We start from the raw sequence: 22,385 nt of genomic DNA, 5'->3' as shown, positions 1-22,385 counted from the left end.
TCATGGTAAAAGAACTAGAAATAGAATTCCGCAATCTTTTGACAAAAGAGGAATATGATCGACTTATAGAGGATTTTCGAATTAAAGAGGATGATTTTTTTGAACAAACTAATTTTTATTTAGATACGGCAGATTTCGGCTTAAAAGAACGTAACTCTGCTCTTCGAATTCGTCAGTTAGAAACGCAGTACCAATTAACGCTAAAAACTCCTGAAGCACGCGGTTTAATGGAAACAACTCAAATTTTAGCAGCAGATCAAGCAACAGCCATTACAGACGGAGCAAATATTCCAGTTGGTCCAGTGCGCGATACTTTAAAAGAAATCGGTATTAATCATGAAGATTTACAAGTCTTTGGTTCCCTTAAAACAATCCGTGCCGAAAAAGATTATAAAAAAGGACTACTCGTATTCGACAAAAATTTCTATGGTTCTATTTCAGATTTTGATTTAGAATATGAAGTTTCTGATTACGATAAAGGAAAAGAAATTTTTGATAAACTACTCAAAGAATATCAAATAACGAATCATCCAGCAGAAAACAAAGTAGCTCGTTTTTATAATCATGTGTATAAAAATAATGACTAACTAACGAAAAACGTACTAATTTATAGCGAAATGACACAAATTCTTAAAAAATAACGAATAAATATATTAAGCCAATGACAATTATTTGTTAAATTTACATTACGCTGATAAAATAGATATGTAAGTTACAAAACCAATTTTGTATCAGCTTTTACTTAGCAGTGAATTATTTCTTTTCACACTGGTACATTGAAATGAATATCTGCTTGAAGGTATTTAGAATTTGAAAATCAGGTGATAGCAAATGATTAACCAAAATTTATATTATCAGTCAGTAGCTAATTCCAAGCCCATCGAAATTTATCTATTTTTTGATCCCGCTTGTGATGACTGTTGGAATATTGAAGCGAACATGCTCCGGTTACAAATGGAGTACGGGAACTATTTTAAATTGCGCTATGTGCTGCATAATAATTTGCAGACATTTGTATGTAAACAAAAACGCGCTGGAAATAGTAACCTAAGCTTAAAAGAACAACAAATAGGGGCGCACCTTTCCTATATTTCTTGTCTTGCAGTCAAAGCCGCTGAACTCCAAGGAAAAAAACAAGGTATTACATTCCTGCGTAAGATTCAAGAAGCTTATTTTCTTGAGAATAAAGACATCGCTAGTGAAGAAGTACTCTATGAAATCGCTATTTCCACCGGTCTAGATCTTACTGAATTCAAAAAAGATTTAGCATCTACTGCTGCTAAGCGCGCCTATATTGGCGACCAAAAAGTAGCACAAGAAATGGAAATACGCGAAAATCCAACAGTAGTTTTCTTCAATAAAAATATAGAAGACGCTGGGTTAAAATTAAGTGGCCTACATCGTTATGAGGTCTACGTACATGTTTTATCCGAGCTTTTAAATGATTTCCCAGAACCAGAAGAGCGCCCACAAATGGAAGAATATTTAGCTAAAGTAAAAGTTACTTCTTCTGCTTCCATGGCAGCCTTTTACGGGGTTTCTGAACAACAAATTGACCGCCAAATGAAGAAATGGCGCCTTCAACAAAAAGTAGAATTAATCGATGCTCCAGATGGCCAGCCTCACTGGAAATATATCGGTAGCTTATAATAAAAAAAGTAGCAGCCTAATCCTCGGCTGCTACTTTTTTATTACATGTTTTCCAACCGCTCAATTCGCGAACTAATCGGCGGATGGGAATCGAAAAGACCTGGTTTATCTTTTTTAGACTTCAATGGCGACGAAAAGTAAATGGACTCACTAGAAGCGCTAACTTCTTCCATTTTTTTCGTATCACCGCTAATTTTTTGTAATGCTTGGATAAGCCCATCTGGATTCCGAGTTAATTCCACTGCACTCGCATCAGCCAAGTACTCCCTATTTCTAGATAAAGCGAACTGAATCGCCGTAGCTATAATCGGAGCTAAAATAACAAAAATTAGTGCTACTACATAGATAATTATCTGTGCCCCGCCACCATTATTATTGTCACTTTTACGGCTATTTCTTCCACCTGTTAAGCTACCCCAGAAAATCAAACGCATAGCTAAATCACTTAGGATAGCAATAACCGCAACTAAGGCAATCGCAATAGTCGACAAGCGAATATCATAGTTACGAATATGAGAAATCTCATGAGCAATAACGCCCTCTAACTCATATCGTTCTAATTTATTTAACAATCCTCTAGTGACAGCTACGGCGCCTTTTTCAGGAGAAATACCGGTTGCAAATGCATTCGGACTTGGATCTTCTACAATATAAACTTTTGGCATTGGGATACCAGCAACCATCGCCATGCTTTCAACAGTATCCCATAAAACTGGTGCTTGCTCTTTTGAGGTGACTTCTTTCGCATGATTCATCGCCATGACAACCGACGAACTGCTCATAACCATTATCAAAATATAAACCGCACCAATAGCCGCCGCAAGTATGAGTCCATTTAGATAGTTATTCCAAACAATTATACCTATAGCAGCCCCAACCATAAGAACGAAAATAAAAAAGCCAAGAATGATAAAAACAGTTTTTCGCTTATTTGCTGCAATTTGTTCAAATAGCATAATTTTCGCTCTCCTTCATGGCTTAAAACTCTACTTTTGGTGCAACACGCTCTACTTCTGGAATCGAAAGCATATCGCGTTCTTTAAAGTTATGCAGTTTTGCTACGATGTTTGTTGGTACTGATTGTACTTTTGTGTTATAAGTCATTACGGTTGTGTTATAAAGTTGGCGAGAATACGCCACTTTGTTTTCCGTAGTAGTTAGTTCATGTTGTAATTCGATGAAGGAAGTATTTGCTTTTAAGTCTGGATAAGCTTCACCTAATGCAAAAATAGATTTAAGCGCCCCACTTAGCATATTATCTGCTTCGATTTGCCCTTGACGGTTGTCAGCAGGAACTTCCATCATTTTGTTACGAGCTTCAATTACTTGTGTTAGTGTTTCTTTTTCATGTGTTGCATACCCTTTAACTGTTTCAACTAAATTAGGAATCAAGTCAAAGCGACGTTTTAATTGTACGTCAATTTGCGCCCAAGTTTCGTCAACACGGTTACGGTATTTTACAAGGCTGTTGTATAGACCGAAATAAATCAATACTAGAATTACAACAACAGCGATAGCAATAATCCATCCTATCATAATTAATCTCCTCCTTCATATGTACTAATCCCATTATACCTTACTTGGGGAGTACACGACAATCCTACTGCAGCATGAGATTCTATTTTTTCTTTCGCATAAAGTAAAATGGCTTAACAGGTCTATCTACCGGCATTTTTATCGTCATCATCGCATTTGGAGCACGGTCAATTTCTTCCCCGTCTTCATTCCAAAGAACTTCGACAACTTGTTTAAAACCAGTATCTCCCGGTCCATAAAACTCAATTTCTTCCCCGACACCAAAATTATTTCGTTGTTGTAAGGTAGCAATTTTTGTTTCTGCGTCGTATTCAAGTACTTGAGCGGCGAAAGCATATTGAGGTATTTTCCGAGTTTTCCCGAATAATTGCTCGTCCTCGGTTGGTTCTTTATAGAAAAAGCCTGTTGATAACTCGCGCTGTGCAACTTTCCATAATTCTTCTTCCCAGGCTGGATCAAATTCGTAATTCTCAGGGTCCGCGCAGTATGCATCTACCGCACGGCGATACACACTTGCTACCGTTGAGACATAATGAATCGATTTCATTCTTCCTTCGATTTTTAAGCTATCTACGCCAGCATCAACCATATCTGGAATATATTTAATCATAGATAAATCTACCGCACTCATCGAAAACGGTTCTTCGTCTGTATCAACTAAATTTTTAGAAACGCCATTATCTATCTCAAATAAATCATATTTCCAGCGACAACTTTGCGCACAACCGCCTCGATTCGCATCCCGGTTCGCCATATGATTGGATAAAGTACAACGGCCGGAATAAGAAATACACATTGCACCATGAATAAATGCTTCCATTTCGACATCCGTTTTTTCGCCGATTTCTTGGATTTCTTGCATACTTACTTCTCTGGCAAGCACCACGCGTTCTAATCCTTGTTTTTTCCAAAATTCTAGCGTTTTATAATTGGTTGCAGATGCTTGTGTTGATAAATGGACTGGTAAGCCTGGCGCATCCTGAAAACAAATGCTAATTAGTGCAGGATCAGAAACGATGACTGCATCAATGCCAATATCCCGGAGTGTCCGGAAAAATTCACCAGCACCTTCTGTATCCCCTGCGTGCGCAACCATATTGGCAGCTACATACACTTTTGCATTTCGCTCATGCGCAAATGCGATACCTTCTTTCATTTCATCAAAACTAAAATTCCCTGCTCGTGACCGAAGCCCAAACGCCTGGCCACCAATATATACAGCATCCGCTCCGTAACGAATGGCAATTTTTAATTTTTCTAAGTTACCAGCCGGAGCTAGCACTTCTGGTTTTTTTAATACTTTACTCATTATGCTATTCCCCCTACTTCACATCATCCGGATTTTTCAAATAAAATCCTGCATCTAGTTTTCTTGTTTTAGGTTGTAGTTCCGTTAATTTATTGACAAAATATTCCGCAACAAATTGTCCATTAATAACGGCTTCTTTTGCCTCGACAAATAGAGTGGCAATTTGTACAAAATTATCCGATTCTGCAAGAACCCCGTCCAGTTTCCAAGTTTTCAAGCCTGCTTCATATAAATCAGCTAAGTATGGTACCAGTGAAACATCTTCTGAAGCAAAAATGTGCGTTCCAGATTCGTCCTCATAGATTGGTAATTGGCTAGTTTCATCATTAGGTTCGCGTAAATAAAGTCCACGTTCCTTCGAGGTATCATCTTCCATTTCAACAATTCGTTGGTAGTTAGTAACTAGTTTGCGTTTTGATTGATGGATGCATGTTGGGCCATAAACCAGTACTTCTACTGGAATAGTAAGACTTTTAGCAATTGCTTTTATTTCGTCTTCAGTAAGTTCTCTTGCAAGTACCGCTCCGACTGCTCCTTGTTTTTCCCAAAATGAGATTTGTTCTGCGCTAGTGACAAATGTTTGGGCATCGTAAATAAAAGGTATCGGTCGAGCCATTTCGCCAAGAAGCATAATCGCTCCTGGGTCGCCGCATGCAACTGCATCTACTTTCATTTCAGCAAGTTGGTCTAAAAATGTTGGTAGCTCTTCCATATGTTCGTTGTGCATTAACGAATTTACAGCTACGGTTACTTTTTTCTTTTCTTGATGCGCTAAATGAACTATTTCACGTAATTCTTCGACAGAAAAGGAATGAGGTAATCTTAAACCAAATTGGCTGTTACCTATATATAATCTGTCTACCCCCGCGCGAAGCAATTGTTCAGCTTGTTTCATTGAATCTGCTGTCGCTATGATTTCCATGTTTTTCTCCTCATTTCTACTAAAAACGTTACTTGATAAATGTATCACAAGAAGACTTGTTACTCAATAAGAATTTTGGCATAAAAAAAGAGACTAACTGAAGTAGCTAATCTCTAATCTATTTTATCTTCTTTCGTAATCTTAAATAAGTTTAACAACGGTCGATAAGTGCTTCCTACTAATCCAAGCGTTTCAATTAACACTTCGATTAAAATTAAAAGTACTCCAATTAATATCATCGAACCCCACAAGGTCGACATCGTAAAAATGAATGCAAATAAGGAAAATAATGCTGCAATCGCGTAAATTAATATCACTGTTTGTCGATGTGTAAAACCTAACCGAAGTAAACAATGATGTAAGTGCGATTTATCTGCCATAGCAATAGGTTGTTTCGTAACCATACGGCGTACAATAGCAAAAACTGTATCAGAAATTGGTACTCCTAAAATTAAAATCGGTACAATTAAAGAGATAAAAGTGACATTCTTGAAGCCCATAATAGAAAGTACCGCAATAATGAAACCTAAGAAAAGCGCTCCTGTATCACCCATAAATATTTTAGCAGGATTGAAATTATATGGTAAGAAGCCAAGAGTCCCAGCAATTAAAACGCTAGCAATCATAATAACAAGCGCATCCCCCATAATAAATGCCATTCCTAAAATTGTCAGTAAAGCAATAGTGGAAACACCAGCTGCCAGTCCGTCAAGCCCATCAATGAGATTAATTGCATTCGTAATCGCTACAATCCAAATAATCGTGAGTGGAATACTCAAAATGCCAAAATGAATTTCTCCACCAAAAGGTAAGTTTATAAAATCAATACTAATATCGCCCCAAAAAACTATAATAAAGGCAGCGGTAATTTGACCAATTAATTTATATCTTGCCTTAAATTCCATAATATCATCTAACAGGCCAGTTATGACCATTACAAATGCAGCAATCAATAAAGCCCATAAGAATTCGTTTTCAATTGGAAGTAAAAATAAACCAATGGCAAAACTAATAAAAATCGCTAAGCCACCTAAACTAGGAATCGGCTTCACATTAATGCGTCGCTGATCGGGTTTATCAGTAATATCAAAATAAAGAGCTATCTTTCGAATTAGCGGTGTAAGTAACACGGACGCACCAAAACATATAAAAATTATCATCCAGCTCATGGTTAGTCCTCCCCGCAAATTTTTTACTCATCTCATTATACTTTTTTATTATCAAAAAGACAACGAAAATCATTATCCGAACATTTTTAATAAAAAAAGCTTGAAGCGCACGGAGCAAGCTTCAAGCTTTCTATCTATTGTTTAATCCTAGCTACAAATTGAAATCTACTACCTACATATTGAGAACGTGTAAATTCAAATGGTCGACCATCTTCTAAAGTTGTAATCTGCCGAAGTTTCATAACCGGTGATCCGAGTTTCACATCAAGATATGGCGCAATTTTTTCTGATACTAAAGAAGCTTCCATCGTTTGTTCTGCTTCTCCGATTTTTTGACCAAGTTTTAATTCAATCGCTTTATAAAGGGAATCCATAATGTCTTCCTTTGTAAGCAGTGAAGCAATTTTTTCTGGAATGGCGGCAACTTCATAAAGAATTGGTACACGGTCGCCGTAACGAATCCGTTCAATTTTCATTACATTGCTGTTTTCTGGTAGTTGTAACGCTTCTTGTTCTTGCGTACTTGCCGGACGAATGCCATACGATACGATACGCGTTGAAGGAACTTTCCCTTCTTGCAACATCAAATTCGTAAAACTTGTGACAGCTTCTAGTCGTTCGGTTAATTTCTTTTCCGCAATAAAAGTCCCAGCGCCAACACGTCTTTGCAAAATATTATCATCGACTAGTCCTTGAATGGCTTGTCTTACTGTCATTCGGCTAACGTGAAACATTTCAGCAAGTTGACGTTCAGCTGGAATAGAAGTGCCAACTTTCCAGACACCATCTTCCATTTTCTTTTTAATTTCACTTTGAATCTGAATGTAAATCGGTATTCCTGATTGTTTATCGATCATTTCCCCGCCCTCTTCTTATAGAAGTGACGCCGCCTCGTTGTCAAGAATCACAGTAACATCTGGATGATTTTGAAGAACAGAAGCAGGACAATTCACATCTACAGGTCCTTTAATAGTTTCTTGGATTGCTTGTGCTTTGTTTTCACCAAAAGCAAGTAGGATAATTTTCTTCGCATTCATGATTGATTTAATTCCCATAGAATAAGCATGTGTTGGAACATCTTCTTCTCTTTCAAAAAAGCGTTTGTTAGCTTCACGAGTGGAATCTGTTAAAACAACTTTATGTGTTAATGAATCAAAAGAAGTTCCTGGTTCATTAAAACCGATGTGGCCGTTTGTTCCAATTCCAAGCACTTGAATATCGATTGGATGCTCAGATAAAATTCCTTCATAACGTGCGCATTCTGCTTCAGCGTCAGTCGCTTCCCCGTTTGGTAAGAAACTTTCTTTAAATGCTTTTTTAGAGAATAATAAGTCATTCATATAGTAATGATAACTGTTTGGGTCGCCTGCTGCAAGACCTACATATTCATCTAGGTTAGTTGTTGTTACATTTTTTGTGTCAACGTCGCTTTTTACAAGCTCAGCGTAAAGTGTTTCTGGAGTGCTTCCTGTTGCTAGACCAAGTGTATTTACTTCACCTGATGTAATGCCTTTTTCAATAATTTCTAGTGCTTTTTTAGAACCTGCTAATTTATTTTCTGTTGTGATAAGTTGCATAATAATATCTTCCTCTCAAGAATGTTTTTTTCCGAATGAATATGTTGCTGTAATGTTTAAATCTTCATCTAGTAAGTTGAAATCTGCATCCTTACCAGCTTGGATTGCACCTTTTTGTGTTAAATTAAATTCGCGTGCTTGGTTACCAGAAGACATTAGAACTGCTTCTTCCACCGTGCATCCAGTAAATTTAATCATATTGCGGAAACCGTCGTCGTAAGTGAGTACACTTCCGGCTAATGTTCCATCTTCTAAACGAGCTTGTTTATCTTTCACGATAACTGTTTGGCCGCCAAGTTCGGATTTTCCTTCTGGCATACCTTTTGCTCGCATCGAGTCAGTAATAATGCATAAATGTTCTGGGCCTTTCATTTGGTATGCTAATTTCACCATATCAGGGTGAACGTGAATACCATCGACAATTAATTCTGCATTAATACCTTTTTCGAGTAAAACATGACCTGGAACACCTGGTTCACGGTGCGTCATGCGGTGACAGGCATTATATAAATGTGTCGCATGTGTCGCTTTACTTGTTTTTAAGTGTTCGCGCACATCGTTGGAGTGACCAATACTTGGAACAACTCCAAGTTCAAAACACAAGTTTTCAAAATCAGCTGAAGTATCGTGTTCTGGCGCGTAGGTAACTAATTTAATTAAGCCACCAGAAATATCAAACCACTTCTTGAAAAGTTCCAAGTCAGGTGCTTGAATGTATTCTTCTGGTTGCGCTCCTTTGAAGACTTTAGATACAAATGGACCTTCAAGATGAATCCCGCCAATTACAGGTTCAGTTTGAGCGACTTCATTAATAACTTTTAAAGCTTTTTCAATATTTTCATGTGATTGAGTCATTGTTGTTGGGAAGTAAGTAGTGATACCTTCGTTTAACATACCATTCACTTGTTTTTTAAGTGCTTCAGGATCTGCATCCATTGCGTCAAAACTATAACCACCATGAGAATGGACATCAATGAAACCAGGAACTAACTTTTGTCCTTTTGCATCGATTACTTCTTCTGCTTTTTCCGCTTGAAAGTCAGTCATTGAGCCAACTTCTAAAATCTGTTTATCAAATCGTACAAAAGCATTTTCTAGAACACCTTTACCAGTATAAATTGTAGCGTTAGTAATTACTTTATTAGTCATTACGTATTGCCTCCTCGTTAAATCGGTCTATACCAATTATTATAGCATGTATCCATTAAAATGCAACTTATCTTTTCCTATTTACCCAAAAAAAAGTAAAGTAACCAAAAAAGCCACGAGCATTTAAAAGGCCCGTAGCATTTCGTTATAAAAAAAGCGCAGAATGATTATTCTACGCTCGTTACTTTTATTTATCTGTTTCGTTTTCTTCTTCTTTTTTCTCTAATTCTGGAATGAGCACTTCTTTTTCTTCTTTTGGTTGTTCTTTAGCAGCCTCTTTTTCAAGTTCATTTAACTGATCTTCCATAGAAGCTTTTTCTGGTTTCTTGAAATTTTGTTTTTCGCGTTCAATAATTTCATCTACCATTGTTGTGAAATTTTGGGCTTTGTCTTTAATAATCTCTTTGCTTTTCTTGGTTTTCTTTTCTAGTTCATCCATTAGATCATCAAAAGATTGGGAAAGTTCTTTGCTCATATCAGCTTTCTTTTCAGCTTCTTCAGCTAAGTCGCGTTGTTTTTGAGCTTCATGATAGTCACTTACGCTACCCCAGCTCATATCATGGATAACTTTGTCCATTTTTTCGGAAGTTTCTGTTGCATTTTTTTCAGCCATTTCAGCTAGATGTTGTGTTTTAAGGTTTTTCCATTTTAAGCGCATTTCGTGCATACGTAGTTCTAATTTTTCAAGTTGTTCAGAAGCTTGATCATAATGAGATTTAGTTGCTTTTAATTGTTCTTCATATTGAGCTACTTCTTCTAATGCAAAGTCAGCTAATTTAGTTTCACCAGCTTCTTTTGCAATTTCAGCTTGATGACGGCGTTTCTCTACATAAACTTCCATTTCTTTATATTCTTTATAGAAAAGAGATTTCAGTTCGCGTTGTTTTTCTACCATGCGTTCTGCGTCTTTCATTTCTTGTTTTGTTTTATCCATATAGTAACTTACCGAATTACGACGTTTTTCTTCACGTTTTTCGATTTTTTCACTAACTTCTTTATTCCATTGTTTCATTTTTTCAAAAAGGTTTGCCATTTTTTTCTCCTCCAATTATTTATTGTATGGGTAGTCGAATACATCATCATTTTTTCTAGGTTTATTTTTATTTCTAGTTAGGAAGTAAATGATTGCTCCAATGATTGCAACAACCAGGATTCCTTTTAAGTTAGCTAGAATGATTAAGGCACCTACGCCGATTAATACACCATAAACGATTTTTTCACCTACAGACCTTGCTTCGAGTAGTTTCTTAAGTGACCAAAAGCCGAGCACTGCGCCAATAGTTGCCATAATTGCTGGCCATAAGACGATAAGTATCATTGCTAAGAGTAAAACTATTAATACGCCAATCAAAATCGCTCTCATCTGTCTACCTCCTTATTTCCAAGTGTAGCTGAAATATTTTTCTTTTATTACTGTACCTATCATAACGCTATGTATCAAGTATAAGAACCCACTGTAGAAGGAAATTCACCTACAACTTGAGTCCTATTATCTAACTACAGGATAACATATTAAGAAATGTTTAACGAACAAAAAACAGCTTGCTTCTCGTGTAACACAAGATACAAACTGCTTTTTGGCTATTTTATTTTTTCTTCATATTGAAGAGATGAAACTCCGCCTTCAGAAATCATATTGTTTTCCTCTAGCTCTGTTTCTGAGATTTCTTTGTCCGCATAGCGTGTTCTAATATCATTTACTTCATCAAAAGGCGTGGGTGGCTGTTGCTTTTTCACCACATAAATTGCAGCACAAGCTACTACACCCGCAACAGCTCCAGCAATAATTCCTACTTTATTTTTCACACTATCAACCTCCTCTTGAAATCCACTATTTTATTCCCTAAAAAAAGCGAACTAAAACAAAAACGAGTTTGCCTGATGCAAACTCGTTTCGATATTAGAATCCAGAAAAAGTGCTTTTTGGTTTACGAATAAAACATAGCATTGCCGCAATAACGAAAAGTAAAGCGGGAATGAAACCAATAAGTGCAGTGGATAAAAGTGACACAATACCGGCTGCTAAAAATAAAAATCCAGCAAGTATTGGGTTTTTATTCTTCATAATATAGTAAATGCCTGCTGCTCCAACAATTAAAGTGATTATCCCGCCAGAAAGTGCAGTCCAAGATAATGTATGTACAAAATCAAAGATACGATCCGGGTCCGGTATCTCATCTTTAGGAATTTCCCATTCGGTAACAGTTTGGTAGTAGTTATTGTAATAAGTTGTTAAGCCTTCTTTTCCTTTTGAGCCATTTACAAGTAATAGACCAATGACAGCAATAGCTGCTTGCATAAGTACACTAAAAATAAGTCCAATAATAGCGAGAACTATCTCACCAGTTCGTTTAATCATGAAAATATGCCTCCGTTTCTTCGCTTATTTTTCCAGTATACTATATGTTTTAGTGAGAATAAACTATTTAAATATTAGAAAAAGAAGACTAGTCGTGCGTTTTGCTTTAAAAAAATGTATAATTTGTTCATAACGAAATTTAAAGGGGCGTAAAATAATGCTAAAGCGCGTGTTCTTCTCGATTGTCTTACCTTTAGGGTGTTTAGTTGGAGCAATTTTTATTTTACTTACGATTAACACGACATATCCAAAAGCAGCTAATGATGCTATTCCAACTATATTTATACATGGTTACCGAGGAACTGATCGCTCACTTCATGGAATGATACGACGCTTCGACCAAAAATATAATTGGGGCACAGAGTCATTAACAGTAAATGTAAGTCCAGACGGAAACATTTCTACTACTGGTACTTATAGTAAAAATGAAAAAAATCCGTTAATTAATATTGTTTTTGAAGATAACCGAGCAACCCTCCCTCAGCAATCGATGTGGACAAAAAAAGTAATGTCCTATTTACAAAAAAATTATGACATCAAAAAATTCAATGCAATTGGTCACTCAATGGGTGGCGGTGCTTGGGTTTCCTATTTAGCATCTTATGAAAAAAACAAATCTTATCCACAAGTAAATAAAATTGTTTTTCTCGCAGTACCTTTTTACCCAGAAGAATATGTAAATGGAGATCAGCAAGTGGACATTAAAAATGCCAATAATGTTCATGCCAAGTTTGCTCAAAAAATGGCCAAAGTATTACCTGATAATACGGAAATTATGATTATCGGTGGCGACTTAGAAGACGGCTCAAACAGTGATGGCGAAGTAAAACTAAATAGCGTCTTATATGGTCAAAAGTTATTTGCACATCAGAAAGTCATTACTCACGTTATTAAAGGCCCCAAAGCAACCCATAGTAGCATGCATGAATCCACTGTCGTTGATAAGTATGTCGGTCAATTTTTATGGGGGCAGAAATAAAAGTTAAAGGATGTTTCGAATGAAAAAAGTTATACTCACGATTATCATCTTAGCCATCATAATTACAGGCTTTGGGATAATTTTCCTGCAGTTTGAACCTACTAAAAAAGCTGCTAAAGAACCTACGAATGCTACTGCACAAAAATTTTCCAAAAAAGCTAAAAATCCAGTTTCAGAAATTGCTGTACCAACGCTTTTTGTTCATGGCTATTCAGGGACAGCTAATTCATTTAAAGGCATGATTAATCGCCTTGCTGATGATGGTATCGTAACAGAATCACTTGTTATGACTGTTGCTGCTGATGGAAGTGTGAGCACAACAGGAAGTTACGATAAATTTAGTCATAATCCAACTATCCAAGTCATTTTTGAGGATAATAAAAGTTCGATGGTTAATCAAACTCAGTGGATACAAAATGTGATGAAAGAGTTAAAAAATAATTATCATATTGAAAAAGTAGATGCGGTTGGTCATTCAATGGGCGGAGTTAGCCTAACGAGTTATATTGAGAAAGTTGGTAGTGATAAAGCCTATCCAGTTCTTGAAAATCTAGTTTTAATTGGCGCACCACTTAATGGGCTAGTTGTTGGTGATAATGGTGTAACTGCCTACGATTTAACGGATGAAGGACCAAAACAGTCCTCTGATCGTTATAGTGAATTTATGAAAAACAAACAAAAAATCCCTACTAATTTACAAGTATTAAATATTGCCGGTGATATGCTAGACGGAACCAAAAGCGATGGTAGTGTATCGGTCGCAAGCGCTCTCTCTGGTAAATTTATTTTTGAAGGACAAGCTAAAAGTTACGAAGAAAAAATCTTTACTGGAAAAAAAGCAGCTCACAGTAAACTACATGAAAATACAGATGTAGATGCCAAAGTAGCTAATTTTTTATGGGGAACTGAAAAAGTAGATTAAGCATTAAGCTTAATCTACTTTTTTCTTACGTCCAAATATAGTTCTTTTTTGAATATCTTCAGAATTTCGTACGTCTAGAATATCCAGTAAGAATACAAATACTGGGATACCAACAATTAAGCCCCATACGCCAAAGAAAGTTTCTGAAAAAATTAAAATGATAAAGGTATAAAATACAGGTAAATTCGTTTTGGAAGACATTAGTTTCGGATTTAAAATATATGTTTCAATCGCATGAACGATAACTACCGTAATTAAAATATAAACGACATCTTGAAAACCACCAACAGAGTATGCAATAAGAACAAGTGGAACACATGAGATAATTACACCAGCCACGGGAATTAACCCTAATACAAACACCATTATGGATAGACTAAGAAGTTGTGGGAAATTCATTAAATATAGTGCTATCGTTGTAATGATTGTATTAACAAGCGCAATCATCAATTGTGCCTCTAACACCACCCCGAAAGTCGCAACAAATTTTTTCCCAAAAAACGCTGCTTCTTTAAAAATAAAGCCTACTTTACTTGTTAAAAATTGCCCTGTAAAAGAAGTTACCCGTTCTTTTTCTAAAGAGAAAAACAAACTAAGGATTAAAGCTAAGAAAAACGATAATCCAACCGAACCGATTCCAGAAAGTGAAGCAATAATAAAGTCAACACCAGTTTGGAGGTATTTTTGAATATTCGATTCCTTCAAAAATCCGACAATCCACTGCACAATCTTATTATCACTCGGGTTATTATAAATTTTTACAAGAGAGTCTACAAGTTGCGATATTTGGTCAATTAAAATTGGTAAGAAATGAACAATAGCAACATATAAAAACATTGCTACTAAACAATATAAAACGATAACGATTAATTTTCGTGGTATTCGTATTCTTTTTAAAATTACATTTTCTAATCGCGTAACTAAAAATGCAAAAATAAATGTTAGTAATATTAAATCTATCATGCTTCTAAGTAAATATAATACAATCCCTAGAAGAACAAACACTAGCACCCGTCTTGCCGTGTCATTTTCTTTTAGCTTCTCCAACCAATTCATTTCCTCACCAGCCCTTTTCTTTCTTCATTTTATCATAAATTAGTTAAATAGGGTTTACAAAAAAATTTTTCTTCTGTAGAATAGAACCAATCATCCTACCTTTAGAAAGGGGAGTTTTTTTGTGGTAGAAAAAATTGAGCGGAAATCTTTAGCTGAGCAAGTCTATGATCAGATAAAAGCTGAAATTACTAGTGGCGCTTGGAAAATCGGCGAACGAATTCCTAAAGAAGCTGATTTAATGACTCAGTTTGGCATCAGTCGAAATACGTTACGTGAAGCAATCCGTGCGCTGGCCCATATTGGTTTACTTGAAACAAAGCAAGGAGACGGAACTTTTGTACGCAATAATAGTGAACTTCATGCTATTATGCAAAAACGCGTGCGAGAATCCTCTGTTCAAGAAATTCTAGAAATGAGGCATGCGCTAGACCGAGAAGCAGTTATTTTAGCTTGCGAACGGCGCACGGATGAAGATTTAAAAATGCTAAAAAAATATAAGCAACTTTGCTATTTAGCTAATAAAGATAATGATGTAACTGCCTTTGTAAAAGCCGATTCAGCTCTTCATCTAACAATTGTAAAGGCAGCGCACAATGATTTATTGTTAGATATGTATGTAAATATTTTAGAGGAAATACAGTTTTCGATTACGAGTACAACAGAAATGAATCCAGCTGTTAATAAGCATAATGGCCATGCAACTCTTGTATCAGCGATCGAAAAACGAGATAAAGAAGGAGCAGCACATGAAGTAACTGAGTATATCACGCTCTTCAAACAAATTGCTGCTAAGAATGGAGATAACAAATGAATTCAGATTTAACAAATAAAAAAATCCTGACGCGTTCAAGTCGGGTGATGCTTATTGTCGGCATTATTTTAATTGCAGCAAACTTGCGTGCACCAATTACGTCAGTTGGACCTTTACTTGGAATGATTCAATCAGATTTACATTTAACAAACACGATGGCAGGATTACTAACGACGATACCACTACTTGCTTTTGCTGGTTTATCCCCTTTTGTTTCGAAATTAAGTCGTTCACTAGGGATAGAAGTACTTATTTTTATCGCACTTTTAACTCTTGTTATTGGTAGTTTACTTCGACCTTTTGGAGGCGAATTCTATTTATTTGCTGGGACATTTATGATTGGACTTGCTATTGCAGTGGGAAATGTCATTTTACCTAGTTTGATTAAGAAGGAGTTTCCTTTTAAATTAGGATTAATGACTGGGGTATATTCGATTTCAATGAATTTATGTGCGGCACTTGCTGCTGGTTTGACGGTGCCGATTGCGATGAATAATAAATTCAGCTGGCATGGAAGCATGGTTTTTTGGGCAATGCTGGGTGTTTTAGCGTTAGTTATCTGGCTACCACAGTTAAGATATAACCAACGCAGCTCAGAAAAAATTGCCACACATTTAGTTACTACTTCGGTGTGGAAGTCCCCTCTTGCTTGGAAAATTTCATTATATATGGGTTCACAGTCCGCGATTTTTTATATTTCGATTGCTTGGTTACCGAACATTTTAGCAGATCAAGGATTATCAAGTACTTCTAGCGGTCTTATGCTCTCACTAATGCAGTTTGCTGTTATGCCGATTACATTTATTATTCCTATTATAGCTGGGCGAATGAAAAATCAGCAGTTGCTCGTTGGGATTTCTGTTTTATTATTTATGATTGGGATTTTTGGGATTATGTTCGCTTCTGGTAATCTATTTATTTTAGCTACTGCGATTATTTTATATGGGATTGGTTCGGGGATGTCATTTAGTCTTTCGATGATGTTCTTTAATTTGCGAACAACAAGCGCTACCGAATCGGCGGATTTATCTGGAATGGCGCAATCAATAGGTTATTTGTTTGCTGCTTCCGGTCCAATATTATTTGGTACACTCCATGATGCTCTTGGCAGTTGGCAACCAACGTTATATGTTCTGATCGGCATTACCCTAATTATGCTATATTGCGGCCTAGATGCTGGACGCAATAAATTTCTCTTTCCACAGAAAAAGTGATTTTTGCGCATGAAAAAACTAGCGCGGAAAAAGGGAGTAAACCGCACTAGCTAAAAGGGAGTTTGGGATTTTCATTCTAAAAAGGGAAAGAAATGAAAATGTTTTGCTTGTTGTTAGCTTATACATATAATAACTTTCCTAAAAAAGAATGTGCTGAAAGAAAGATGAAAATTTCATGAGAGTTTAAAAAAGTTTTTCTCAGTTTTTTCCTCTTAGTCTTTCTAGCTTTTCCGCAATACGTTTTTTCATTTCATCAGTTTCTTGGGGGTGTTTCATTATTTCATTTGTTTCTGAAATAGTGACGACATCCCCTTCTTTTATAGAGGAATCAAGTTCTTCTTGATTTACTAACCATTCTGTATGGTTCGGTTCGATTAGAAAAACGGCTTTTCCATCCTCTATACGATCTAATATTGCTTTTTTCACCCTATTCACCTACTTTGTTACGGCAAGGCCTTGTTCTTTAATTTGGCGCACAATTCCATCACCAATGCCGTTAATTTTTTTCAATTCATCTATGGACTGATACGGGCGCTCGGCAATGATTTTTTCTGCCAGCGCTGGGCCAATAAGTGGTAATAGTTGTAATTCTTCACTAGATGCTGAATTCAGATTAATACTTTCAGGCAATTCTTCTGATGTGGCATCTTCTGTTTTTTGTGTATTATTTTCTTTGTTATAGCTGCTACCGGGCTTAGGGGTGCCTTCTTTTTCGGTTTGGACATGAATTTTTTCGCCGTCAGTTTCGATTGTAATTGTTCCATTCACATCTGTCCCGTAAGTTTTAATATCTCGTTCTTTTAACCATTCCAATACTTCTACATGGGGATGTCCATAACTGTTGGCCATTTCAGCGGAGTATACAGCCACTTGAGGTTTCACTTTATCTAAGAAAAATGGTTGATTAGAAGTGGATGAACCATGGTGTCCTAAGTCTAAAATATCTGCTTCTAAATTGGCGCCACTATCTGCCATTTCTCGTTCCCGCCCTTTTTCCGCATCACCAGTGAAAATGGCAGAAATATCTTTGTATGTCATTTTGACTGCAATGGAGTCATTATTGGCGTCGTTTTGAAGTTTATCTGGGCTTAGGACTTCTATATCAAATGGACCAAAAGTCGCTTTATCACCGCGTCTTGGTTCTTTATATTTCGCATTTGAGGCCAGTGCTGCATCAATTACCTTCTCATAAATACTGCTTGAAAAAGTTAAGCCATCCATCCAAATTTCTTTCGGTTTATATGTAGCAATGACTTTGTCGGCATTACCAATATGGTCGGCATGTGGATGTGTCAGTAATAGCAAATCTAGCTTTTTTATATTTGCTTCTTTTAAATAAGTTAAAATCCGGTCATCATCTTGTCGACCAGTATCAATCAAAATAGTCGTACCGTCTTCTGCTTGAATAAGTGTGCTGTCCCCTTGACCAACATCAAAAAAAGTAAAGCTTGCACCATTTAAGGTTTTTTCTGTGATGTTAGATGGTTTAGTGGATGGTTCTGAAAAACTACAACCGCTTAAAAATATCGCGATTAAACTAATACAAATTACTAATTTCTTTGTCATCTTTCTCCTCCTGCTCTCTTAGTAGAATAGCAAAGGAATAGAGAACAGTAAAGCTTTTAAAACAAAAACCGCATGAAATCAAAATCGATTTACACGCGGCAATTTATGTTGTATTCATTTCACTTTTTCTTTAAAGGAAAAGGATACTTCTTCCGTTTTTGGTTCATAGTCAATTTTCCAGTCGTGGTCTTTGAAATACCAATAATCATGATCTTCAATAAAGAAAGTTAAGTCTTCTTTCTTTTCAGCGACTGCTGCTTCTTGCGGTTTTTCGGCAGCTAAACCGATAGAGAAACCAGGATGCAAGGAACTATTAGAACCACCATATTTGGCAAAAAGTCGAATTCCATTACCATCAGCTACATCAAATTCATCATGAAACCATTTATTTGCTTGGTCCGTTACCTCGATATTCATACTTTTCACTCCTCGTTTCCATTTTTTGTACGTATTGATTATTACTCAAGAATAGCAGATTTTACATCGAATTTCACTTTTTCTGCTTTTTGTTATGCAGTTAGTATACCTCTTTCTAATAAAATTCAAACCACTATGTATTAAAACAACCTTAAAATAAGGATATTGTACTATAACAGATTCGAGGTAAAAAAACTGTGTGAGAAATAAATCCCACACAGTTTTGATTGCATCTTATTCTAATGGAGCTTTTCCAAGGAATGCTTTGAACATCCAGATATGTTTGTCAATGCTAGCTTTAAATGCAATTAGCATATCGTTTGTTACATCGTCGCCTTCTTTGTCAGTTAGCTCAATGCCTTGTTTATATTCGTCTCTAAGTAATTCTAATGTACCAACTAAGTCTTCCATTAATTGATCCATAGTTTTAGGTTTTGTATAAGGAGCTTCTTCTACACTCGCATTTTCTAAAAACTCTTTTAAAGTCGAGAATGGGCTTCCACCAATGGCAAGTAAACGTTCTGCTACTTCATCCATTTGTTCACCGAATTCGCTATATAAATCATCCATTTTTTCATGTAAAGTGAAGAAGTTGTGGCCTCTCATATACCAATGAATTTGATGAATTTTTACTGTGAATACGTTTAAATTCGCTACTTGATGATTCAAAAATTCCTTTGTGTCTACTGAGTTGATTGTTTTCATAATTATCTTCCTCCTATTTTGTAATGATTATCACTTAATAATAAGTATAATCTATTTCCACTACAATGTCCAGTGTGGAAACCATCACAAAGTATTTACCACTGATATGATTTTTTAAACATCTATTAATGTTTTTCCAATATTTATCTCTTCTTTTATGATAGAATAAAAATGATATTTACACAACTAGGAGGATAGACAATGGAAAATTATTCTCACCGCTTTCAGGTGAACTTGGCTGGTATGATTGACATTCTCTCTAATCATCTTTATGACGAAAAAGATGTTTATATTCGAGAATTATTACAGAATGCTACAGATGCAATTAGAGCTAGGAAGAAAATAGAGCCTACTTTAAATGGAAAAATCCATGTTTCATTATCTGGTGAAAAAAACAACAAAACTTTAATTTTAGAGGATAATGGGATTGGTTTAACGGAAGATGAAGTCCATGCCTTCCTTGCAACTATTGCTAATTCATCTAAAGGTGAAAAAAACTTTGATGGTCAAGATACCAATGATTTTATTGGTCGCTTTGGGATCGGTTTACTTTCTTGTTTTATTGTTAGCGATGAGATTGTAATGATTTCTACCTCACAAAAAAACGGAGAAACGACTGAATGGCATGGAAAAGCTGATGGTACTTATTCTGTCCGTAAAATTAAAACCGAAAAACGCGAACCTGGTACTCAAGTTTATTTACGGTTGCGTCCTCATATGGATGAACACCCTGAATGCGAAAAAACGGAATACTTGATTAATACATTAAAAAAATACGGCTCTTCTTTAGAAAGCGCCATTTTAATAGAAGCAGATGGTTATGAACAAGAGATTAACTCGTGGACCAAGCAGTTTGCTGATAAAGAAATACTGTTCAGTCTTCCGAGGGAGCAAATTCTTCGCTACGGGGAACATTTACTCGGCACTCGCTTTCAAGATTATTTCTTAATTGAAAATGAATCTGGTCGTACTTTTGGAATCGCTTTTATGATTCCTTATACGGTGCAAATGAATGCGGTGCGCAAACAAACGGTATTTTTAAACAATATGTATGTGACGAGCGAAGCGAATAACGTTCTTCCTAACTGGGCTTTTTTTGCTGAATGTATACTTTGGACAGATGAGCTTCAGCCAGTCGCTTCACGGGAATCTTTTTATAAAAATGAGCGCCTTGAAATCGTATCTAAGGAGCTAGGTGTGGCGCTAAAAAAAGGAATTGAAACGTTACCCGAGAGCGCACTAACAAAATTATTATCGACGCATTATCTTGGTTTTAAAGCATTAGCTAGTGAAGATGCGCCATTTTTAAAATTAATTTATTCTTATCTGCCGTTTAAAACTTTGAATGGTGAAGAAAAATTAGCAGATATAATGAAAGAAACGACGACAATCTACTATACTTTTTCAGTAGACGATTTTAGACAGATAACTGATATTGCTCGCTCTAGTGGTATGACATTGATTAATGGCGGTTACTCCTACGATACACCAATTTTAACAATGTTAAATCATTTGGTAGATGAAGCCGAGTTTATTTTAATTCAACCAGAAGAAATCACTAACAAATTGTTACCAATGTCTGCTGAAGAAGAAATAACTTATCAACCAATCTTAGCTGAAATGAATAAAATGATGGCGGAATTTGATGCCGATATAACAATTAAGCATTTTGAACCTAAAACGCTCCCTATTATTTTTATTCATTCTGCCGCTACACAGGCAAGCAGAGAACTGGAACGCTCTTTAGAAGAAACGAGTTCTGTTTTCAGTGATATTTTAGAGAGTATTCAGCAAGAACAAGCCCCTGCTCCACTTGCCCATTTGTATTTAAATTTAGATAATGAGCTTATAAAAAAACTTTTCACGTCTGGTAAATCTATTAATGAGTTATCGGTGATTGTTAATGTTCTTTATATTCAGGCTTTACTGTTAGGACATTATCCACTCAAACGGAAAGAAATGGACTTAATGAATCAAAATATGTTACGAATCTTAGAAATGCTATAGGAGGAAAAAAATGGATTATTTGAATGATATTGAAGAAGCTTGGGGTATGGACGACAATGCTGAAAAAGTGAAAATTCTTGAGCGTGCAATTGCAAGCGCAGATATGTATAACGATGTAGAAAATGGTATTGAGGCACGCGATATGCTGATTGATACTTGCTTAACTGCCGGATTTCCAAAAAAACAATTACAAGCCTTTAGTTGGTTAGTAAAAAAATGGGAAGATGATGCGGCATATATTGACGCTTACGATCTACTTTGGAAATATAAATGGATTAGCGAACATGTCCCAACTTTTGATGAAGTATCCAAAGCGCAAATAGATGGGCTTTTGAATGATATGAAAGTAAAATTCGAACAGCAAAATTATTCCTTGCGCCCTTACTATAAAGTTTGTACCCTTGCTGCCATTCGAATGGGCGAAAAAGACAAGGCAGAAGAACTCTTTGAAAAATGGAATAACACCAAAGCAGATTATTTAAATGACTGCCCTGCTTGCGAAACAAATGATAAAGTTCATTATTACTGTTTTATCAAAGATTTTGAAAAAGCGAAGAAAGCTGCTGCTCCAATTATTAAAGGGAAACAGAGCTGCGCAGAAGTTCCTCATTTAACTTATGGAAATATGGCTTTAGCGTATTTAGAACTTGGTGATGAAAAAATGGCGCAAGAATGTTTTGATAAAGGCTACCCTCTTGTGGAGAAAGAAAGTTCATTAATTCCACCACTTAGCCATTTGCTTAAGTATCTAGTGCTTACAAACCAAACTGAAAAGGCTAGAGAAGTCATTGATACGAATAAAGAAATCGTTCTTAAATCAGAAAGCGGACTAGATCGATTATTATTTTTACAAGCTGCTTATCCTCTTTTGGATCGTGAAACAGAAACAGACTTGGTGGAAATAGCCGAAACTTTAACCGCAAAATTTGATGCACGAAATGAAAATAGTTATTATCAAGATCGTTTGAAGTAACATTTGGAACATAGCTAGTTTTTCTAGTTATGTTCTTTTATTTGCGCTATTTAGTATTTTTTAG

25 protein-coding genes are annotated in these 22,385 nt (G+C 36.0%); 8 read left to right on the top strand and 17 right to left on the bottom strand.

The features are described from left to right. The first annotated feature begins 2 nt into the window (after window positions 1-2). Window positions 3-587, top strand: a complete 585-nt coding sequence (locus PQQ29_RS05170; protein ID WP_112119729.1) for a CYTH domain-containing protein — start codon at window positions 3-5, stop codon at window positions 585-587. A gap of 244 nt (window positions 588-831) precedes the next feature. Next, window positions 832-1,650 (top strand): protease adaptor protein YjbH, encoded by an 819-nt coding sequence (gene yjbH / locus PQQ29_RS05165; RefSeq protein ID WP_003761444.1) that lies wholly within the window; start codon window positions 832-834, stop codon window positions 1,648-1,650. A 41-nt stretch (window positions 1,651-1,691) separates the two neighbouring features. Here the strand turns inward: yjbH and htpX are convergent, their stop codons facing one another. The 12 genes from htpX to PQQ29_RS05105 all read right to left on the bottom strand — a co-directional run bounded on the left by htpX (window position 1,692) and on the right by PQQ29_RS05105 (window position 11,671). Further along, complete coding sequence (gene htpX / locus PQQ29_RS05160; protein ID WP_003761442.1) at window positions 1,692-2,606, bottom strand: zinc metalloprotease HtpX; 915 nt, start codon at window positions 2,604-2,606, stop codon at window positions 1,692-1,694. Window positions 2,607-2,628: 22 nt separating this feature from the next. Further along, window positions 2,629-3,186: a LemA family protein gene (locus tag PQQ29_RS05155; RefSeq protein WP_003766234.1), complete on the bottom strand. Its 558-nt coding sequence runs from the start codon at window positions 3,184-3,186 to the stop codon at window positions 2,629-2,631. Between the two features lie 82 nt (window positions 3,187-3,268). Continuing rightward, window positions 3,269-4,495, bottom strand: a complete 1,227-nt coding sequence (locus tag PQQ29_RS05150; RefSeq protein ID WP_003771203.1) for a peptidase U32 family protein — start codon at window positions 4,493-4,495, stop codon at window positions 3,269-3,271. Window positions 4,496-4,508: 13 nt separating this feature from the next. Beyond that, complete coding sequence (locus tag PQQ29_RS05145) at window positions 4,509-5,417, bottom strand: peptidase U32 family protein (protein WP_187984069.1); 909 nt, start codon at window positions 5,415-5,417, stop codon at window positions 4,509-4,511. A 113-nt stretch (window positions 5,418-5,530) separates the two neighbouring features. Further along, window positions 5,531-6,586 (bottom strand): glycosyltransferase family 4 protein, encoded by a 1,056-nt coding sequence (locus PQQ29_RS05140; RefSeq protein WP_003761435.1) that lies wholly within the window; start codon window positions 6,584-6,586, stop codon window positions 5,531-5,533. 134 nt (window positions 6,587-6,720) lie between these two features. Next, complete coding sequence (locus tag PQQ29_RS05135) at window positions 6,721-7,443, bottom strand: GntR family transcriptional regulator (RefSeq protein ID WP_003771201.1); 723 nt, start codon at window positions 7,441-7,443, stop codon at window positions 6,721-6,723. 15 nt (window positions 7,444-7,458) lie between these two features. Beyond that, the gene (locus tag PQQ29_RS05130) at window positions 7,459-8,163 is read right to left on the bottom strand and encodes a glucosamine-6-phosphate deaminase (protein WP_187984068.1); all 705 of its coding nucleotides are present in this window, start codon (window positions 8,161-8,163) and stop codon (window positions 7,459-7,461) included. Between the two features lie 15 nt (window positions 8,164-8,178). After that, window positions 8,179-9,312 (bottom strand): N-acetylglucosamine-6-phosphate deacetylase, encoded by a 1,134-nt coding sequence (nagA, locus tag PQQ29_RS05125; protein ID WP_003761429.1) that lies wholly within the window; start codon window positions 9,310-9,312, stop codon window positions 8,179-8,181. Window positions 9,313-9,499: 187 nt separating this feature from the next. After that, window positions 9,500-10,345: a PspA/IM30 family protein gene (locus tag PQQ29_RS05120; protein WP_010990693.1), complete on the bottom strand. Its 846-nt coding sequence runs from the start codon at window positions 10,343-10,345 to the stop codon at window positions 9,500-9,502. A 15-nt stretch (window positions 10,346-10,360) separates the two neighbouring features. After that, on the bottom strand, window positions 10,361-10,675 hold the full coding sequence (locus tag PQQ29_RS05115) for a lmo0954 family membrane protein (protein ID WP_003761425.1): 315 nt from the start codon (window positions 10,673-10,675) through the stop codon (window positions 10,361-10,363). A 218-nt stretch (window positions 10,676-10,893) separates the two neighbouring features. Then, on the bottom strand, window positions 10,894-11,118 hold the full coding sequence (locus tag PQQ29_RS05110; RefSeq protein ID WP_003761424.1) for a hypothetical protein: 225 nt from the start codon (window positions 11,116-11,118) through the stop codon (window positions 10,894-10,896). 94 nt (window positions 11,119-11,212) lie between these two features. After that, window positions 11,213-11,671, bottom strand: coding sequence for a DUF4064 domain-containing protein (locus PQQ29_RS05105; RefSeq protein WP_003761421.1), 459 nt, complete (start codon window positions 11,669-11,671; stop codon window positions 11,213-11,215). A gap of 157 nt (window positions 11,672-11,828) precedes the next feature. On the opposite strand from PQQ29_RS05105, the gene PQQ29_RS05100 reads away from it, so the two are divergent. Together PQQ29_RS05100 and PQQ29_RS05095 are read left to right on the top strand one after the other, a co-directional pair. After that, complete coding sequence (locus PQQ29_RS05100; RefSeq protein WP_003761419.1) at window positions 11,829-12,650, top strand: alpha/beta hydrolase; 822 nt, start codon at window positions 11,829-11,831, stop codon at window positions 12,648-12,650. Between the two features lie 19 nt (window positions 12,651-12,669). Continuing rightward, window positions 12,670-13,572, top strand: a complete 903-nt coding sequence (locus PQQ29_RS05095) for an alpha/beta hydrolase (RefSeq protein ID WP_187984067.1) — start codon at window positions 12,670-12,672, stop codon at window positions 13,570-13,572. A gap of 9 nt (window positions 13,573-13,581) precedes the next feature. On the opposite strand, the gene PQQ29_RS05090 is transcribed toward PQQ29_RS05095, so the two are convergent. Further along, on the bottom strand, window positions 13,582-14,628 hold the full coding sequence (locus PQQ29_RS05090; RefSeq protein WP_003761417.1) for an AI-2E family transporter: 1,047 nt from the start codon (window positions 14,626-14,628) through the stop codon (window positions 13,582-13,584). A 121-nt stretch (window positions 14,629-14,749) separates the two neighbouring features. Here PQQ29_RS05090 and PQQ29_RS05085 point away from each other — a divergent pair, with 121 nt between their 5' ends. Further along, complete coding sequence (locus PQQ29_RS05085; protein ID WP_010990690.1) at window positions 14,750-15,439, top strand: FadR/GntR family transcriptional regulator; 690 nt, start codon at window positions 14,750-14,752, stop codon at window positions 15,437-15,439. Next, window positions 15,436-16,653, top strand: coding sequence for a CynX/NimT family MFS transporter (locus PQQ29_RS05080; protein WP_003771190.1), 1,218 nt, complete (start codon window positions 15,436-15,438; stop codon window positions 16,651-16,653). Before PQQ29_RS05085 ends, PQQ29_RS05080 begins: the two co-directional genes overlap by 4 nt. 198 nt (window positions 16,654-16,851) lie before the next feature. Here the strand turns inward: PQQ29_RS05080 and PQQ29_RS05075 are convergent, their stop codons facing one another. The 4 genes from PQQ29_RS05075 to fri all read right to left on the bottom strand — a co-directional run bounded on the left by PQQ29_RS05075 (window position 16,852) and on the right by fri (window position 19,341). Beyond that, window positions 16,852-17,079 carry a DUF3006 domain-containing protein gene (locus tag PQQ29_RS05075; protein WP_003761410.1) on the bottom strand — a complete coding sequence of 76 codons (228 nt, stop codon included), beginning with the start codon at window positions 17,077-17,079 and terminating at the stop codon, window positions 16,852-16,854. 9 nt (window positions 17,080-17,088) lie between these two features. Then, entirely contained in the window at window positions 17,089-18,219 is a 1,131-nt protein-coding gene (locus PQQ29_RS05070) for an MBL fold metallo-hydrolase (RefSeq protein ID WP_010990689.1), read from the bottom strand. Window positions 18,220-18,333: 114 nt separating this feature from the next. Further along, entirely contained in the window at window positions 18,334-18,636 is a 303-nt protein-coding gene (locus PQQ29_RS05065; RefSeq protein ID WP_003761406.1) for a HesB/YadR/YfhF family protein, read from the bottom strand. A gap of 234 nt (window positions 18,637-18,870) precedes the next feature. Then, on the bottom strand, window positions 18,871-19,341 hold the full coding sequence (gene fri / locus PQQ29_RS05060; RefSeq protein ID WP_003761404.1) for a non-heme iron-binding ferritin Fri: 471 nt from the start codon (window positions 19,339-19,341) through the stop codon (window positions 18,871-18,873). Between the two features lie 201 nt (window positions 19,342-19,542). Here fri and PQQ29_RS05055 point away from each other — a divergent pair, with 201 nt between their 5' ends. Both PQQ29_RS05055 and PQQ29_RS05050 read left to right on the top strand, forming a co-directional pair. Beyond that, entirely contained in the window at window positions 19,543-21,348 is a 1,806-nt protein-coding gene (locus PQQ29_RS05055; protein WP_147732741.1) for an HSP90 family protein, read from the top strand. Between the two features lie 10 nt (window positions 21,349-21,358). Continuing rightward, on the top strand, window positions 21,359-22,321 hold the full coding sequence (locus PQQ29_RS05050) for a hypothetical protein (RefSeq protein WP_003761400.1): 963 nt from the start codon (window positions 21,359-21,361) through the stop codon (window positions 22,319-22,321). The last annotated feature ends 64 nt before the right edge of the window (window positions 22,322-22,385 follow it).

This window comes from Listeria innocua, from assembly GCF_028596125.1.
In the GTDB taxonomy this organism is placed as follows: Bacteria; Bacillota; Bacilli; order Lactobacillales; family Listeriaceae; genus Listeria; species Listeria innocua.
Note: the sequence above shows the minus strand (reverse complement) of the source record. Positions and strands in the feature narration are given on the sequence as shown.

Bases quoted from the DNA above. Each gene is read 5' to 3' on its own strand.
- PQQ29_RS05150 (WP_003771203.1), bottom strand. From the start codon at position 4,495: ATGAGTAAAGTATTAAAAAAACCAGAAGTGCTAGCTCCGGCTGGTAAC.
- PQQ29_RS05070 (WP_010990689.1), bottom strand. From the start codon at position 18,219: ATGACAAAGAAATTAGTAATTTGTATTAGTTTAATCGCGATATTTTTA.
- PQQ29_RS05055 (WP_147732741.1), top strand. From the start codon at position 19,543: ATGGAAAATTATTCTCACCGCTTTCAGGTGAACTTGGCTGGTATGATT.
- PQQ29_RS05090 (WP_003761417.1), bottom strand. From the start codon at position 14,628: ATGAATTGGTTGGAGAAGCTAAAAGAAAATGACACGGCAAGACGGGTG.
- PQQ29_RS05080 (WP_003771190.1), top strand. From the start codon at position 15,436: ATGAATTCAGATTTAACAAATAAAAAAATCCTGACGCGTTCAAGTCGG.
- htpX (WP_003761442.1), bottom strand. From the start codon at position 2,606: ATGCTATTTGAACAAATTGCAGCAAATAAGCGAAAAACTGTTTTTATC.
- PQQ29_RS05115 (WP_003761425.1), bottom strand. From the start codon at position 10,675: ATGAGAGCGATTTTGATTGGCGTATTAATAGTTTTACTCTTAGCAATG.
- PQQ29_RS05050 (WP_003761400.1), top strand. From the start codon at position 21,359: ATGGATTATTTGAATGATATTGAAGAAGCTTGGGGTATGGACGACAAT.
- PQQ29_RS05170 (WP_112119729.1), top strand. From the start codon at position 3: ATGGTAAAAGAACTAGAAATAGAATTCCGCAATCTTTTGACAAAAGAG.
- PQQ29_RS05065 (WP_003761406.1), bottom strand. From the start codon at position 18,636: ATGAATATCGAGGTAACGGACCAAGCAAATAAATGGTTTCATGATGAA.
- yjbH (WP_003761444.1), top strand. From the start codon at position 832: ATGATTAACCAAAATTTATATTATCAGTCAGTAGCTAATTCCAAGCCC.
- PQQ29_RS05100 (WP_003761419.1), top strand. From the start codon at position 11,829: ATGCTAAAGCGCGTGTTCTTCTCGATTGTCTTACCTTTAGGGTGTTTA.
- PQQ29_RS05140 (WP_003761435.1), bottom strand. From the start codon at position 6,586: ATGAGCTGGATGATAATTTTTATATGTTTTGGTGCGTCCGTGTTACTT.
- PQQ29_RS05120 (WP_010990693.1), bottom strand. From the start codon at position 10,345: ATGGCAAACCTTTTTGAAAAAATGAAACAATGGAATAAAGAAGTTAGT.
- PQQ29_RS05145 (WP_187984069.1), bottom strand. From the start codon at position 5,417: ATGGAAATCATAGCGACAGCAGATTCAATGAAACAAGCTGAACAATTG.
- PQQ29_RS05130 (WP_187984068.1), bottom strand. From the start codon at position 8,163: ATGCAACTTATCACAACAGAAAATAAATTAGCAGGTTCTAAAAAAGCA.
- PQQ29_RS05155 (WP_003766234.1), bottom strand. From the start codon at position 3,186: ATGATAGGATGGATTATTGCTATCGCTGTTGTTGTAATTCTAGTATTG.
- PQQ29_RS05095 (WP_187984067.1), top strand. From the start codon at position 12,670: ATGAAAAAAGTTATACTCACGATTATCATCTTAGCCATCATAATTACA.
- PQQ29_RS05135 (WP_003771201.1), bottom strand. From the start codon at position 7,443: ATGATCGATAAACAATCAGGAATACCGATTTACATTCAGATTCAAAGT.
- PQQ29_RS05105 (WP_003761421.1), bottom strand. From the start codon at position 11,671: ATGATTAAACGAACTGGTGAGATAGTTCTCGCTATTATTGGACTTATT.
- nagA (WP_003761429.1), bottom strand. From the start codon at position 9,312: ATGACTAATAAAGTAATTACTAACGCTACAATTTATACTGGTAAAGGT.
- fri (WP_003761404.1), bottom strand. From the start codon at position 19,341: ATGAAAACAATCAACTCAGTAGACACAAAGGAATTTTTGAATCATCAA.